Annotated in this window: 12 protein-coding genes and 1 pseudogene; 6 read left to right on the top strand and 7 right to left on the bottom strand. The window is 60.0% G+C overall.

Annotated features, from left to right (window positions below; genetic code table 11):
• Nucleotides 1–11 precede the first annotated feature (11 nt).
• A pseudogene (locus CWI66_RS18690) lies at nucleotides 12–164 on the top strand (C4-dicarboxylate ABC transporter permease); the annotation flags it as partial.
• A 246-nt stretch (nucleotides 165–410) separates the two neighbouring features.
• Complete coding sequence (gene dksA / locus CWI66_RS11030) at nucleotides 411–839, top strand: RNA polymerase-binding protein DksA (RefSeq protein ID WP_081195323.1); 429 nt, start codon at nucleotides 411–413, stop codon at nucleotides 837–839.
• A 116-nt stretch (nucleotides 840–955) separates the two neighbouring features.
• Here the strand turns inward: dksA and CWI66_RS18370 are convergent, their stop codons facing one another.
• The 6 genes from CWI66_RS18370 to csiR all read right to left on the bottom strand — a co-directional run bounded on the left by CWI66_RS18370 (nucleotide 956) and on the right by csiR (nucleotide 6,491).
• Nucleotides 956–1,069 (bottom strand): ZinT/AdcA family metal-binding protein, encoded by a 114-nt coding sequence (locus CWI66_RS18370; protein ID WP_232710864.1) that lies wholly within the window; start codon nucleotides 1,067–1,069, stop codon nucleotides 956–958.
• 368 nt (nucleotides 1,070–1,437) lie between these two features.
• Nucleotides 1,438–2,712: a 4-aminobutyrate--2-oxoglutarate transaminase gene (gene gabT, locus CWI66_RS11020; protein ID WP_100731679.1), complete on the bottom strand. Its 1,275-nt coding sequence runs from the start codon at nucleotides 2,710–2,712 to the stop codon at nucleotides 1,438–1,440.
• Between the two features lie 84 nt (nucleotides 2,713–2,796).
• Nucleotides 2,797–2,931 carry a diguanylate cyclase domain-containing protein gene (locus tag CWI66_RS11015; RefSeq protein ID WP_232710856.1) on the bottom strand — a complete coding sequence of 45 codons (135 nt, stop codon included), beginning with the start codon at nucleotides 2,929–2,931 and terminating at the stop codon, nucleotides 2,797–2,799.
• Nucleotides 2,932–3,280: 349 nt separating this feature from the next.
• Entirely contained in the window at nucleotides 3,281–4,495 is a 1,215-nt protein-coding gene (locus CWI66_RS11010) for a CaiB/BaiF CoA transferase family protein (protein ID WP_100731678.1), read from the bottom strand.
• Between the two features lie 27 nt (nucleotides 4,496–4,522).
• On the bottom strand, nucleotides 4,523–5,701 hold the full coding sequence (locus CWI66_RS11005; RefSeq protein ID WP_016914863.1) for an acyl-CoA dehydrogenase: 1,179 nt from the start codon (nucleotides 5,699–5,701) through the stop codon (nucleotides 4,523–4,525).
• A gap of 100 nt (nucleotides 5,702–5,801) precedes the next feature.
• A complete protein-coding gene (gene csiR, locus CWI66_RS11000) occupies nucleotides 5,802–6,491 on the bottom strand; it encodes a DNA-binding transcriptional regulator CsiR (RefSeq protein ID WP_016914862.1) in 690 nt (229 codons plus the stop codon).
• A 111-nt stretch (nucleotides 6,492–6,602) separates the two neighbouring features.
• On the opposite strand from csiR, the gene lhgO reads away from it, so the two are divergent.
• The 4 genes from lhgO (at nucleotide 6,603) to CWI66_RS10980 (ending at nucleotide 11,527) form a co-directional block, all read left to right on the top strand.
• Nucleotides 6,603–7,796 (top strand): L-2-hydroxyglutarate oxidase, encoded by a 1,194-nt coding sequence (gene lhgO / locus CWI66_RS10995; RefSeq protein WP_081136494.1) that lies wholly within the window; start codon nucleotides 6,603–6,605, stop codon nucleotides 7,794–7,796.
• Between the two features lie 131 nt (nucleotides 7,797–7,927).
• On the top strand, nucleotides 7,928–8,887 hold the full coding sequence (locus CWI66_RS10990; RefSeq protein ID WP_081195331.1) for a TAXI family TRAP transporter solute-binding subunit: 960 nt from the start codon (nucleotides 7,928–7,930) through the stop codon (nucleotides 8,885–8,887).
• A 13-nt stretch (nucleotides 8,888–8,900) separates the two neighbouring features.
• Nucleotides 8,901–9,422 (top strand): DUF1850 domain-containing protein, encoded by a 522-nt coding sequence (locus CWI66_RS10985; protein WP_100731677.1) that lies wholly within the window; start codon nucleotides 8,901–8,903, stop codon nucleotides 9,420–9,422.
• Between the two features lie 92 nt (nucleotides 9,423–9,514).
• Nucleotides 9,515–11,527 (top strand): TRAP transporter permease, encoded by a 2,013-nt coding sequence (locus CWI66_RS10980; protein ID WP_100731676.1) that lies wholly within the window; start codon nucleotides 9,515–9,517, stop codon nucleotides 11,525–11,527.
• Between the two features lie 103 nt (nucleotides 11,528–11,630).
• Here the strand turns inward: CWI66_RS10980 and CWI66_RS10975 are convergent, their stop codons facing one another.
• Nucleotides 11,631–14,159: a penicillin-binding protein 1A gene (locus tag CWI66_RS10975; protein ID WP_100731675.1), complete on the bottom strand. Its 2,529-nt coding sequence runs from the start codon at nucleotides 14,157–14,159 to the stop codon at nucleotides 11,631–11,633.
• Between the last annotated feature and the right edge of the window lie 119 nt (nucleotides 14,160–14,278).

Here is a 14,278-nt window from a genome sequence, read left to right as displayed (position 1 = left end):
GAATGATTGCTAACCTGTTCGTTCTACAGAGCCTGACAGGCGAAAGCAGAGGACGCGTTGCCTGGGCATCACTGCTGTTTTTCTTGCTAATGTGCCTGGCGGCCGTGATCGTCAGTGTCTGGCCTGCGCTGGTGCTTTGGCTGCCTCGCGTCATGGCAAACTAAGATCGTTGGTAACTGAGCTCCCCGGTCTGTTGGCCAAGCGTTCTTGCCGATGTGCGTAAAAAGGCGTGATCGACGAGTATCGCCTGTCTTTACATTATTTGTTATAATATAACAAATTGATTGGCAGTGGATGCAGATGATGTCACAGGCATCTTCTCCCCGTGCCGATGCGGTACTCAGCGTGCGTCAATTGAACGTTCGCGCAGGTGAGCATCAGTTTATCAACACCCACACAGGGCATAACGGATGACGACGAATAGCGCGTGGGCAGAGCGTCTATTGCAGATGCCTGACAGTGATTATATGAATGACGAACAGCTCGCTTTTTTCCGCCAGCGACTGCTCAATGAGCGCGATGAAATAGAGGAGCATTTAAAGGAAATAAGAGGCGTCATTGCTTCCCACGAGCGTGATAGTGACGAAGCTGATCAAGCGGCGTTCGAAGAGGAGTTGCGCTTGGCCTTACGTCAAGCCGACCGTGAGAGCCGTCTGCTCAACAATATTGCTGAAGCGTTAAAACGTATCGAAACCGGCGACTACGGCTACTGTGACGAGACCGGTGAACCTATCGGATTGGCTCGGCTAATGTTTCGTCCCACCGCCAAGCTCTGTATCGAAGCGAAAGAGCGTCAGGAGCAACAAGAGCACCATTACCGCAAAGCAAGATGGGGATAGGCAGGATTCAGCGTCACTTGCATCAAGTAGTTGATCCTTTTGATAAGCGTGTGGTGAGAGCGCTGGCGGGTCGCCAGCGCTCGAAGAAGCTAGGTTCATGGCGAGAGTGAAAGAGATCAATGGGACAGTATCTCAACGATGATCTCTTCGCCGTAGTCTTTGTACTCTTCGGCCGTTTTGTCGCCTTGTTCGGTTTTATGGGCGGATACGGGGTCTAGAGTTCCATCCAGCAGATAGGGTAGAGGGACTGTCAGTCGCCTTCTCAGTCGGAAAGCGAGCGATCAGCAATTTGTTTATCGTCGAAGTAGCCCGCAAAATATCGTGATCATGTTTGGCTATGGCGAACGACGCGCATGCCAGGACTGCAGAGCTCAGTGCCAGCGTGCTGGCTGTCTTGATGACGAGTACTGGCATGGCTAAATATTATTTGCTTTTTAATAAGGTGTCATATCATATTTTTAAGGGGCTGCAATGTAGCCGCGCCGATGATTGAGGCCTGTATCAGAAGAGGATGTCGAGCGGATGCAGTGACGAAACATGCCGCGTAAAAACGGCAGCGCCGCCCTGTGGGGCGGCGCTCTAGCGGGTGCGGGATGGCTTAGATCAGCGATTCCAGGCAGGACTCGATGATGTCTAGGCCTTCGTTCAGCACGTCGTCTTCGATGGTGACGGGCATCAGGAAGCGGATGGTGTTGCCGTACATGCCGCAGGAGAGCAGGATCAGACCCTCTTCACGGGCTTTTTTGCACAGCGCTGCTGCCAGCTCCGGGTCCGGGGTGCGGTCGGTCTTGTTGTTCACCAGTTCGAAGGCGGCCATGGCACCCATGTTACGCACGTGGTCGATGCAATCGAACTTGCCTTGCCACTCGTTGAAGCGCGCCGCCAGCTTCTCGCCCAGCGCCTGGCTCTTCTCGAGGATGTTCTCCTCTTCGAAGATTTCCATGACGGCCAGCGCTGCGGCACAGGCGGTGGGGCTGCCGGTGTAAGTGCCGCCCAGGGAGTTGGGGCCAGAGGCGTCCATCACCTTGTCGGTACCGACGATGGCCGAGATTGGCATGCCGTCGGCCATGCTCTTGGCCATGGTCATCATGTCCGGCTCGACGCCGCTGTGCTCGATGGCGAACATCTTGCCGGTGCGGCCAAAGCCCGACTGCACTTCGTCGATGATCATCAGCATGCCGTGCTCATCGCAAATTTCGCGAATCTTCTTCAGGAAGCTGGTCGGGGCGGGGTAGAAGCCGCCTTCACCCAGTACTGGCTCAAGAATGATGGCGGCAGTGTCTTTGGGGTTGGCGTCGGTTTTCAGCGTCATCTTCAGGCCGCGAATGGCCTCGTCTTCGCTGACGCCGTGGTAGGGCACCGGGTAGGGCGCGCGGAATACGGTGCCGGGCATCGGGCCGAAATCGGTCTGGTAGGGCGCGACCTTGCCGTTCATGGCCATGGTGTAGAAGGTGCGGCCATGGTAGCCGCCATCGAAGCAGATCACGTTGGAGCGACCAGTGGCGGCGCGAGCGATCTTCACCGCGTTTTCCAGCGCTTCGGCACCGGAGTTGGCCAGCATGACTTTGGCATGGCCACGCACGGGAACGATGTGGCTCAGCTTTTCGGCGACCTTGACGTAGCCTTCATAGGGCATGACCGTTTGGCAGGTGTGCATGACCTTGTCGAGCTGGGCTTTTACCGCGGCCACGACCTTCGGGTGGCGATGCCCCACGTTCAACACGCCAATACCGCCCGCGAAGTCGATGAAGCGGTTACCGTCGGCGTCCCAGATCTCAGCGTTTTCGGCGCGGTCCGCAAAGGCGGTAGCGGGGCTTGCTGCACCTGCCGCGACGTATTTCTGCTTTAGTTCGTTTAGCTCGGCATTGCTCATGGCTCAACTCCTTTGGGTTGGGGTGTGCTTGTCAGCATCTTGTAAGCATAGTGCGCATCTCAACATCGTGTGCATTAGCGTGTATCACATAGATGACGGTGCGATGACGACGCGATTGCGTCCAGCCTGCTTGGCCTGATACATGGCCTTGTCTGCCTGATCCAGCATCCGAGTGCTGGAGCCTTTACTGTAACATGCGATGCCCGCCGACAGCGTCACGGTGAGCTGGTGCTGGGAATAGGTGTTTGTGCCACCTCACAGCGCTTACACACTCCGTTCACTCGCGCACAGTTGGCCATGCCGTTACCCCATGTCGTCTTTCATTCGGCCAACGGGTCATGTCGCCTGGATTGGAAATCGTCGCAAAGCACGTGCTCGGATTAGCCACGAGCTGCCAAGAGATAAGCTTAGTCTAGCGACAACGGTACTGCCTGTGTAGGTTTTGTATAGGGTAGTGATGGCAGGCAAAAAAAACGCCCGGCTGGGCGTTTCAAGGGGTACTACATCGACATGGGTTCATGGTTAAAGTGGGTAGTAGTTGAAGTGGGTCATATTCGCAAGAGAGCAATTAGATGATGCCTGCCGCGCGAAGCGCCGCGCGCTGCTCATCACTAATACCGATGGCATCCAGCACGCTATCGGTGTGCTCGCCCAGGGTCGGGGGAGCGCTCTGGGCACTCAGTGACTGCCCGTTGATACGAATCGGGTTGGCGACGAGATTGACCTCGCCTGCCAGTGCATGGGGCAGCGTCTGCTTGAGCCCGCGTGCCTTGACATGAGGATCGTCAAACACGCGATCCAGGGTATTGATAGGCCCGCAGGGCACACCGACCGCTTCGCAGGCTGCCAGCCAGGTGTCGGTAGGCTGTGCTGCCAGGGCGAGCGCCAGGGTCGGCACCAGCGCTTCGCGATGCTGTACACGACTGCCGTTGGTGGCAAAGCGTTCGTCCTGTGCCAGCTGCGGCTGGTCGATGACCTGGCAGAAGCGCTTGAACTGTTCGTCGTTGCCGACGGCCACGATCATGTGACCATCGGCGGTAGCAAACGCCTGATAGGGCACGATGTTCGGGTGCGCATTGCCCAGCCGCTGGGGTACCTGGCCGGAGGTCAGGTAATTGAGTGCCTGGTTGGCCAGCACACCTACCTGTACGTCCATGAGCGCCAGGTCGATATGGCAGCCTTCGCCACTGTCGCGGCGCTGGTATAGCGCTGCCAGCACCGCATTGGCGGCATACAGGCCCGTGAAAATATCGGTAATGGCGACCCCCACCTTGACTGGGCCACCGCCAGGTTCACCGTCGGGTTGGCCGGTCAGGCTCATGAGGCCGCCCATGGCCTGAATCATGAAGTCGTAGCCCGCCCGGTGGGCGTAGGGGCTCTGCTGGCCAAAGCCGGTAATGGAGCAGTAGACCAGGCCAGGGTTGAGTGCCTTCAGGCTCGCGTAGTCCAGGCCGTACTTTTTCAGCCCGCCGACCTTGAAGTTTTCCAGCACCACGTCCGATTGGGCCGCCAACTGCTTGATCAGTGCCTGGCCTTCGGGCTTGGCCATATCGACCGTCACCGAGCGTTTGCCGCGATTGGCGCACAGGTAGTAGGCAGACTCGTTGCTGCCGGAGAGCCAGGGTGGCCCCCAGTGGCGCGTGTCATCGCCGCTTTGGGGGCGCTCTACCTTGATCACCTCGGCACCCATGTCGGCCAGCATCTGCCCGCACCAGGGGCCTGCCAGCACCCGAGAGATATCGAGTACCTTGATGCCTGCCAGGGGCTTTGCGACTGTGCTCATGGGGTGCCTCGCTGAGTGATGACGACGTTAGAAGAACGACTGAATGCCGGTTTGTGCGCGGCCCAGAATCAGGGCGTGCACATCGTGGGTACCTTCATAGGTATTCACGGACTCCAGGTTCACCATGTGGCGAATCACGCCGTACTCGTCGGAGACGCCATTGCCACCGTGCATGTCGCGGGCCACCCGGGCGATGTCCAGCGCTTTGCCACAGTTGTTGCGTTTGATTAGCGAGATCATTTCCGGCGCCCAGTTGCCGCTGTCCATCAGGCGGCCCACCTGCAGGGCGGCTTGCAGGCCCAGCGTGATTTCGGTCTGCATGTCGGCCAGCTTCTTCTGGATCAGCTGGTTGGCGGCCAGCGGGCGGCCAAACTGCTTGCGGTCCAGGGTGTACTGACGGGCAGCGTGCCAACAGAACTCAGCGGTGCCCATCACGCCCCAGGCGATGCCGTAGCGTGCCTTGTTCAAACAGCCGAAAGGACCTTTCAGACCGCTAACGTTGGGCAGCAGGTTCTCTTCAGGCACGAAAGCGTTGTCGAGGACGATTTCGCCGGTGATCGATGCACGCAGAGAGACCTTGCCTTCGATTTTCGGGGTGGAGAAGCCTTCGGTGCCGCGCTCGACGATGAAGCCTTTGATCTGGTTATCGTGAGCGGCGGACTTGGCCCAGACCACCGCGATATCGGCAATCGGGCTGTTGGTGATCCACATTTTCGCGCCGGTCAGGCGGTAGCCACCATCGACTTTTTCCGCACGGGTGATCATGGAGCCCGGGTCGGAGCCATGGTCGGGTTCGGTCAGGCCGAAGCAGCCCACCATCTCGCCACTGGCCAGCTTGGGCAGGTATTTGTGTTTCTGCTCTTCGGAGCCATACGCTTCGATGGGGTACATCACCAGCGATGACTGCACGCTCATGGCCGAGCGGTAGCCGGAATCGACACGCTCCACTTCACGGGCGATAAGGCCATAAGCCACGTGGTTGACGCCCGCGCCGCCGTATTCCGGGGAAACCGTGGCGCCCAACAGGCCCAGCTCGCCCATCTCGGACATGATGTCACGATCGAAACGCTCTTCGCGGAAAGCGCTCAGCACACGTGGCTGCAGGTTTTCCTGGCAGTAGTCGTGGGCGGCGTCACGAATCTGGCGCTCTTCATCGGTGAGCTGGTGTTCGAGAAGCAGCGGGTCGTCCCAGTTGAAGCGTGTCATGGCGTTGAACTCCGAAAGATGATCTTGTTGAGCTCAATGTATCGCCGTTATTTAAAAATATCTACATTTTTTTAAAACGCAGAATTTAATCGCCCGGCATTCAATCGATGCCGCGGGCTTGCAGTACCCGTGTGATGATAGGCACCGGGGTCATCAGGTGGTCGCGCATCAGATCGGCCGCCTGCTCGGTGTTGCGGGCGAGAATGACGTCGACCAGCGCCGCGTGCTCCTGGCGCTTGATGTCCAGCGCCTGGGGCGACATGACGGTCTCTTGCAGCCACAGGTGGCGATAGCGCTCTACCTGATCGAACAGGGTGTTGCGCATCTGCAGCAGGTGGGGGGAGTTGCAGCCGCTGGCAATGGCGGTATGGAACGCCTTGTGGCGTAAATCCCAGCCGTCCAGCAGTTCGTCGGGGGAGCTGACGTCGGTGACTTTGGCCAGGCGGTGTGCCGTGGCCAGCACGTTGGCTTCCCAGTCGTCGTCGCCACGTTCGATGGCGAGGCGCAAAATCAGCCCTTCCAACTGAGCGCGAGCGTCGTAGATATCGTTCAGTTCGGCCAGCGACATGGCCGCCACCCGGTAGCCCCGTTGGCTGATGGCCACGACCAGTCGGTCGGCGACCAACTGTGACAGCGCTTCACGCAGGGGGCCGGTGCTCACGCCGTAATACTCTTTCAAACGGCTCATCAAGAGCTTCTCTTCGGGGGCATAGCGGCCACGAATGATGTCCTGCTTGAGCGCGTGGTAAGCGCTAATTGCCAGGTTCTGGCGCGGTGCATCGTGCTCCATGGGGACTCCTTGGATCAGTGTGGCTTAGACCAATGTAGGGGCATGGCGGTCAACGTAGAATAACGGCTATTATCAATAAATTTTGAAAATTTGGCACAGGTAACGACATTCATGTGGGATTTCATCATTGTCGGCGGCGGCATACTGGGTTTTTCCACCGCCATGCAGCTGCAACAGACCTACCCGGACAAACGCTTGCTGGTGTTGGAAAAGGAAGCAGGCCCCGCTCAGCATCAAACCGGCCATAACAGCGGCGTGATTCATGCCGGGGTGTATTACACGCCGGGAAGCCTGAAAGCGAAGTTTTGCCTGGAGGGGAACCGTGCGACCCGCGAGTTCTGTGACCAGCATGGCGTGGGTTACGACATCTGCGGCAAGCTGCTGGTGGCCACCAACCCGCTGGAAAAGCAGCGTATGGAAGCGCTCTGGGAGCGCACGGCGGCCAACGGTCTGGAGCGGGAGTGGCTGGAGGCTGCGGCGCTCAAGGAGCGAGAGCCCAACATTACCGGTGTGGCGGGCATTTTCGTGCCTTCCAGCGGCATCGTGAACTATGCCGAAGTCACCCAGGCGATGGCCGCCGAGTTCACCCGGCTGGGCGGCGAGATTCGCTTCGAGCACTGCGTGACGGGCCTTGACGAGCGGGCCGATGAGGTCGTGGTGACCACCGAGCATGAGACCTTCACCAGCCGCTACCTGGTCTCCTGCTCGGGGTTGATGGCCGACAGGGTGATCCGCATGCTGGGCAAGGACCCCGGCTTCACGATTTGCCCCTTCCGTGGCGAATACTACCTGCTTCCCGAGCGCCACAACCGCATCGTCAACCACCTGATCTACCCGATTCCCGACCCTGCCATGCCTTTTTTGGGTGTTCACCTGACCCGCATGATCGACGGGACGGTCACCGTTGGGCCCAATGCGGTGCTGGCGCTCAAGCGCGAAGGGTATCGCAAGCAGGACATGTCGCTACGCGATATGGGGCAGATGTTCAGCCACCCAGGCATCCTGAAAGTGCTGGGCAAGCATCTCAAGCCTGGGCTGGTGGAGATGAAAAACTCGCTCTACAAGCGCGGCTATCTGGAGCTGGTACGCAAGTACTGCCCGAGCCTGACCCTGGAGGATTTGACCCCTTACCCGGCGGGCGTACGCGCTCAGGCGGTCTCCAACGATGGTCGGCTGGTGGATGACTTCCTGTTCGTAAATACTCCGCGCACGGTCAACGTGGGCAATGCGCCATCGCCTGCGGCGACCTCGGCGCTACCCATTGGTGCGCATATCGTGGAGCAGGTGAAAACGTTGTTGGATTAGTATCTAACGCAACTGCCGTGCTAACGTTTAAATACCGTTCTCGGCGCCGCTGACGGCGGCGAGAAACTGGCTCCTTACCTCCTTTACGTCAACCATAATCAATAAGTCCAAGCAGGACGGAGGCAATTCCAATGAAAAAACTAAAATATGCCGTTGCAGCGACCATGATGGCGGCTGCTCTGCCCGCCAGCGCTCAGCAGCTCTCCATCGCGACCGGCGGTACCGGCGGCGTTTACTACCCGATCGGTGGTGGCTTTGCCGAAATGATCAACAACCATATCGATGGTGCTCAGGCGACCGCCGAAGTGACCGGCGCTTCCGTCGAGAACATGGGGCTGATCATGCGCGGTGATGCCGATCTGGCCTTGGTGCTGGCCGATACCGCTTATCAGGCCTATACCGGTACGGGTGATTTTGAAGGTCGTCAGATCGAGAATACCCGCGCACTGGCCTCGGTCTACCCGAACGCGGTGCAGCTCGTGACGCTGGCCGAGTCGGACATTCACAGCATTGCGGATCTGGCTGGCAAACGCGTTTCCGTGGGTGCGCCAGGTAGCGGCACCGAGCTGAACGCGCGTGCTCTGCTGGAAGCCAACGGCGTCAGCTACAGCGACTTCACTCCCCAGCGGCTGAACTTCAACGAAACCGCCGATGCCATCCGTGATGGCGATATCGACGCCGGTTTCTGGAGCGTTGGTCCGCCCACCAGCTCGATTCTCAACCTTGCTGCCACGCGCGACATCCGCCTGATCGGCCTGTCCGATGAAGAGATTGCCAACGCCCAGGAAGTGGAAGCGGTGTTTGCGCCTTATGAACTGGCCGCAGGCATGTACGACGGCATGGACGAAGCGGTCCAGACCATTGGTATTCCCAACGTGCTGGTCGTCAATGCCGATATGGACGAAGAGCTGGCCTACCAACTGACCCACCTGCTGTTCGAAAACATCGATGAGCTGATCGCCGTTCACCCGGCAGCCAACGACACTACCGTCGAGTTCACCATGGGCTCTACGCCAGTGCCGCTGCATCCGGGTGCTATCCGCTACTTCGAAGAAGCCGGTGCGGATATTCCTGACAACCTGCGCCCGTAATCGCGGAGCCGCTATGCGGTGGTATTTTCCACTGGTGGCGCTTCTCACGATGAGCGGCATGTGCGCCGAAGCGGGGGCTACCCCTGCTTCGGCGTCGCAGCGTCTGATCGTTACGACCGCAGATCATCAGGCGCTGCTGGATGTCGCGGCACCCAGCGGTAGCCGCTGGTGCATCCAGTGGCAGCACTCGGTAAAGCATTTCACGGTTCTGGACTGCTACCGTAATGCGGCAGGAACGCTGCAGCTGGAGCGCAGCCATCAGCCGGATTTTGCCGCTGGGCTCGGGCATGTCCTTGGACGTGGCGAGCAAGTGTCGGATGGGGAGGGTGGCTACTGGATCAATGAGATTAACGAATCGGTGCCCAATAACCGCTACGCGCTACGGGTGGGGGCTCTCGCGGTAAACCATCAGGTGGTCTGGCCCGATGGTGAGCATGCCGTGTGCAGCTTGAGCGAGCGGGTGGCCGGGCAGCGTGTCACGATTCAACTGATGGAGGCTCGCGACGTTTTGCCCCATGACGATATCTGTCAATGAAAGCCGTTGCCAAGCACATCACATAAAGCCGGGTGTACCACGCCTGGCGCTATTACATAACGTATAAGTTAGCTAACGCTTCCGAGGACTTCATGAACGAATCCACTCCACCGCCGGTCATCATGCCGGGCGGGAATGCGATTCAACCCCGCATCGTGCTGTGGTGTATCACCATTGTTGCCGTGGGGCTTTCGTTATTCCAGCTCTATTCTGCGGGTATTCAACCCCTGGGTCTCTTCTATCAGCGTAGTATCCACCTTGCGCTGATCATGCTGTTGGCGTTTCTGATGTTTCCTGCCTTTGGCCCTCACCGTAAACGCGGTGTGCTGGGCTGGGGGATCGATTTTATCTTTTTTGCCGGGGCGCTGATCACCGGGGGGTATCTGGTGCTCAACTTGGACGCCATTTTCAGCCGCGCCGGGTTCTGGAACGAGACGGACATTCTGGTGGCCTGTATTGCCACGGTGACCGTACTGGAAGCCAGTCGCCGTGCGGTGGGCCTGGGCATGACGATCATTGGCCTTCTGGCGATCATCTATGCCTTTGCCGGGCCAAGGGGCGAGCTGCCTTGGCTGGGCGAGTGGATGCCCGGCATTCTGGCCCACCGTGGCTACAGCCTCGACCGCGTGGCGGGCCAGCTTTATCTGGGGCAGGAAGGTATCTTCGGCCTACCGCTGGGCGTGGCGGCAACCTATATCTTCATTTTCGTCCTGTTTGGCGCGTTCCTGGAAAGCACGGGGGCGGGCAAGTTTTTCATCGATATGGCGTACGCAGCCACGGGCAGGCAGCGTGGTGGCCCGGCGAAGGCGGCGGTGCTGGCATCTGCGGGCATGGGGTCGATTTCTGGCAGTGCCATCGCCAACGTGGTGACCACCGGAGCGTTCACCATTCCGCTGATGAAAAAGCTGGGCTATAAGCCGAAGCAGGCGGGCGGCATCGAGGCGGCGGCCTCTACCGGTGGGCAGATCATGCCGCCGCTGATGGGGGCCGGGGCGTTCCTGATTGCCGAGTACACCAATACGCCGTACCTGGAAATCGTCAAGATCAGTATTCTGCCGGCCATCATGTACTTTGCCACGGTGTATCTCTTTGTCCACATCATCGCCTTGAAGCAAGGCATGCAGGGCATGCCCAAGAGCGAGCTGCCGCAGATGCGCCAGGTAATGAAGGATGGCTGGCATTTCCTGCTGCCGCTGGCGGTGCTGGTATGGCTGCTGGCCATGAGCATGTCGCCCATGCGAGTGGGCTACTACGCGGTGGTGACCATGATTGCCGTGGCGGTGATTCGCTACGCGCTGTGGTACTTCTTCGTGGCCCCCAAACAGGGCCAGCCCGTGACCCTGGAGCGCACCAGGGGCGTGCTGTGGGCAGGGTTGGTGAAGCTTGTGCAAGGGCTGGAGCTGGGCGCGCGCAATGCCGTGGCGGTTTCCATGGCCTGTGCCGTGGCGGGCATCATCGTAGGTGTCGTAGGGCTGACCGGCCTGGGGCTCAAGTTCTCCTCCATGATGCTGGCCTTCTCTGGCGGTAACCTGGTGCTGGCGCTGGTGATGGTCCTGCTGGCGAGCTTGATTCTGGGCATGGGGCTGCCCGTAACGGCCAGCTATATCGTGCTGATCGTACTGGTTGGTCCGGCCTTGACCGCCGAGTTCGGCGTGCCGCTGCTGATCGCTCACCTGGTGGTGTTCTGGTACTCCCAGGACTCCAACGTGACGCCTCCCATCGCCCTGGCAGGCTTTGCCGGGGCAGCGATTGCGGGCAGTAAACCCATGGAGACCGGCGTGCAGGCGTGGAAGTTTGCCAAGGGCCTCTACCTGATTCCGCTGTTCATGGTGTTCAACCCGGAAATCATCGTGGGTGGCCCGGTGCCGGTGGTGATCTGGAACGGGGTCATTGCCATCCTGGCGCTGGGGGCGTTTGCCGCTTCGCTGGAGGGCTATCTGTTTACGCGCATGTCATGGCTGTCGCGTCTGGCCATTGGTGGCGCGATCTTCGCGGTGTTCTACCCCAGCCTGTGGACAGAAGTCGTCGGCGTGGTGGTCATGAGCGTGGTCATCGCAGCCAACTGGCAGGCCAGCCGTCGTGAAGTTCTGAGCGTACCGAGCTAACGGCCATCCCCAAAAGAAAGCCCGGAAACCTTGAGAGGTTCCCGGGCTTTTTCATGCCTGCGGTTCAGGCCAGGCTATTTCGCAGCGCGGCCCTGACGGGCGGTTAGAAGATCGACTCTGCCGCGCCTGACCCCTGCGAGCCGCTGGCTTCTTCCAGCTCCTGGCTGATGCCTCGGGCCTGATAGTCCGGCAAGTGGTCGCGGTGGAACAGCTCGGAAATACCGCCAGGCTGGTCATCGTGCAAGCGTCGCCCAGTGGAGGCGTCCACGCGTGCCGATATGACCGTGGAAGGCCGCTCGGGGATCGCTGAGGGCGAGCCTGCCAGGGCATCCCCCATGAACTCTATCCAGATGGGCAGGGCGGCATTGGCACCGTACTCGGCGATGGTTTCATTGCTGTCCTTGCCCACCCAAACGGTGGTCACCAGCGCGCTGTTGAAGCCCGCGAACCAGGCATCCCGTTGGCTGTTGGTGGTGCCCGTCTTGCCCACTATGTCATCGCGGTTCAGGCTGAGCGCTGCACGGCCAGTGCCCGAGGTAATGACGTCGCGCAGCATGTCACGCAGGATATACACCGCCGCCGCATCGGCCACGCGGGGAGCAACGGGGTAGGTCTTGCCATCGATTTCCACGGTTTTCTGGCCTTCGGCACAGTTGGCACAGGCCACTTGTGGGGTGGCTTCGTCGATCAACTCGTTGTCGTCATCGCGGGTAATCCGGTCGATGAACCAGGGGGAGACCTGGAAGCCGCCGTTGGCAATCACGGCGTAGGCATTGGTCATTTCCAGCGGCGTCAGGTCGGCACTGCCCAGCGCCAGCGACAGGCCACGTGGCAGGCGCTGGGGCGCAAACCCGAACCCTTCCAGGTACTGGATGGTGTGATCCAGCCCCATGGTCTGCAGCACACGAATGGTGACCAGGTTGCGAGAGCGAGCCAGCGCAGGGCGCAGGCGCATGGGGCCCTGGAAGTCACGGCTGGAGTTCACCGGGCGCCACAGGGCATTGCTGCCGTCGTCCAGCACGACCGGCGCGTCATTGACGACGCTGGCGGCGTTCATTTCACCATCTTCCAGGGCCGCCAGATAGATGAATGGCTTGAAGATGGAACCCGACTGGCGCTGCGCCTGCACGGCTCGGTTGAACTTGCTGGCGTTGAAGTCGAAGCCACCTTGCAGGGCCAGAATCGCGCCGGTAGTCGGATCCTGAGCTACCAGTGAGCCTTCGGCGTCCGGGCGCTGGGAAAGGCGCAGGGAGCCGTCGTCGTTCTCGATGACGCGAATCAGGTCGCCACGCTCGGCAATCTGGCTGGCGCTGCTGGGTTCGGCACCGCGGCTGCGCGGGCTGAGGTAGGGGCGCGCCCAGCTCAAGCCGCTCCAAGTGATGGTGTGCAGTTCACCGCCACGGGTGAGTACCTGCATTTCACGGCCACTGCTTTCGACCACGATGGCGGGGCGCAGCAGGCCGTAGTTGGGCGTACGCTCGAGTACCTGCAGCCAGTTACTCACGTCGCCATCGACACCGTCCACTTCCGTCTGGCTGCGCTGGGCGGCCTGGCGGGCGGTCTGGCGAATTTCAGGAGACTCCGAGAGCTCTTCTTCTAAGCCCTGGGTGTTGGTCTGTTCCTGGGCTTCGACCAGACTGGACGCAATTTCACGCTGCTCGGCACCACGCCAGCCGTGACGCAGGTCATAGGCAATCAGGCCGTTGGCCAGCGCCTGACGGGCGAAGGGCTGCATGGTGCTGTCGATGGTGGTGTAAATGCGGTAGCCGCCGGTATAGGCCGCATCGCCAAAGCGCTCGATGGCGTACTGGCGCGCCATCTCCGAGACGTAGGCGGCATCCACTTCGGTTTGGGTGAAGTGACGACGGGCGGTGACCGGGGCCTGCACTGAGGCCTGGTACGCTTCGTTATCGATGTAGCCCAGTTCGCGCATCCGGAACAGGATCCAGTTACGGCGAATCAGCGAGCGCTCGGAGTTGGCCAGCGGGTTGAAGGCAGACGGCGCCTTGGGCAGGCCTGCAATCATGGCGGTTTCGGCCAGGCTCAGCTCGGCCAGCGGCTTGTTGTAGTAGGTTTCCGCTGCCGCGGCGATACCGTAGGCGCGGTTGCCAAGGAAGATCTTGTTGACGTAGAGCTCGAAGATCTCCTCTTTGCTGAGCACTTTTTCCATCTGCAGGGCCAGCAGGATCTCGCGTATTTTGCGCGTGAACGTCTGATCCAGCGTCAGCATGTAGTTACGTGCCACCTGCATGGTGATGGTGGAGCCACCGGACTGAATGGCACCACCGCTCTGTACCAACTCGACCGCTGCCCGGGCCAGGCCGCGAGGGTCGACACCGGCATGGTTGAAGAAGCTGGCGTCCTCGGCGGCAATCAGCGCGTTGACCATGTTGTCCGGGATGTCATCGAAGTCGATCGCTATGCGGCGCTCTTCACCAAACTCGCCAATCAGCTTGCCGTCATTGGTATAGATACGGAGCGGTGTGTGTAGCTCGAAATTCTGCAGTTGCCGAACGTCGGGCAAACCCGGAGAGAAGTAGATCGCCGCGCCGATGACCGCCAGTACCGTGGCGCCCATCAGCGCAACGACCAGCGAAAATAGCGACAGCACTAGAGTTCGTAAAAACGTCATGAACAGTGGGCACCCATGAAAAGAGAGTAGGTATGGTGGTGTAACCGCCATAGCGCGCAATGGCTGCCATTATAGGAAGGGGAAGCAGCGGCCACCAGTGTTGATATGGCGTAGAGGCA

Origin of the sequence: Halomonas sp. 141 (assembly GCF_002810305.1) — a bacterium.
Lineage (GTDB): Bacteria > Pseudomonadota > Gammaproteobacteria > Pseudomonadales > Halomonadaceae > Vreelandella > Vreelandella stevensii.
Note: the sequence above shows the minus strand (reverse complement) of the source record. Positions and strands in the feature narration are given on the sequence as shown.

What these genes read in the sequence shown, in the direction of transcription:
- dksA (WP_081195323.1), top strand. Translation starts at nt 411, where the DNA reads ATGACGACGAATAGCGCGTGGGCAGAGCGTCTATTGCAGATGCCTGAC.
- gabT (WP_100731679.1), bottom strand. Translation starts at nt 2,712, where the DNA reads ATGAGCAATGCCGAGCTAAACGAACTAAAGCAGAAATACGTCGCGGCA.
- CWI66_RS11010 (WP_100731678.1), bottom strand. Translation starts at nt 4,495, where the DNA reads ATGAGCACAGTCGCAAAGCCCCTGGCAGGCATCAAGGTACTCGATATC.
- CWI66_RS11005 (WP_016914863.1), bottom strand. Translation starts at nt 5,701, where the DNA reads ATGACACGCTTCAACTGGGACGACCCGCTGCTTCTCGAACACCAGCTC.
- csiR (WP_016914862.1), bottom strand. Translation starts at nt 6,491, where the DNA reads ATGGAGCACGATGCACCGCGCCAGAACCTGGCAATTAGCGCTTACCAC.
- lhgO (WP_081136494.1), top strand. Translation starts at nt 6,603, where the DNA reads ATGTGGGATTTCATCATTGTCGGCGGCGGCATACTGGGTTTTTCCACC.
- CWI66_RS10990 (WP_081195331.1), top strand. Translation starts at nt 7,928, where the DNA reads ATGAAAAAACTAAAATATGCCGTTGCAGCGACCATGATGGCGGCTGCT.
- CWI66_RS10985 (WP_100731677.1), top strand. Translation starts at nt 8,901, where the DNA reads ATGCGGTGGTATTTTCCACTGGTGGCGCTTCTCACGATGAGCGGCATG.
- CWI66_RS10980 (WP_100731676.1), top strand. Translation starts at nt 9,515, where the DNA reads ATGAACGAATCCACTCCACCGCCGGTCATCATGCCGGGCGGGAATGCG.
- CWI66_RS10975 (WP_100731675.1), bottom strand. Translation starts at nt 14,159, where the DNA reads ATGACGTTTTTACGAACTCTAGTGCTGTCGCTATTTTCGCTGGTCGTT.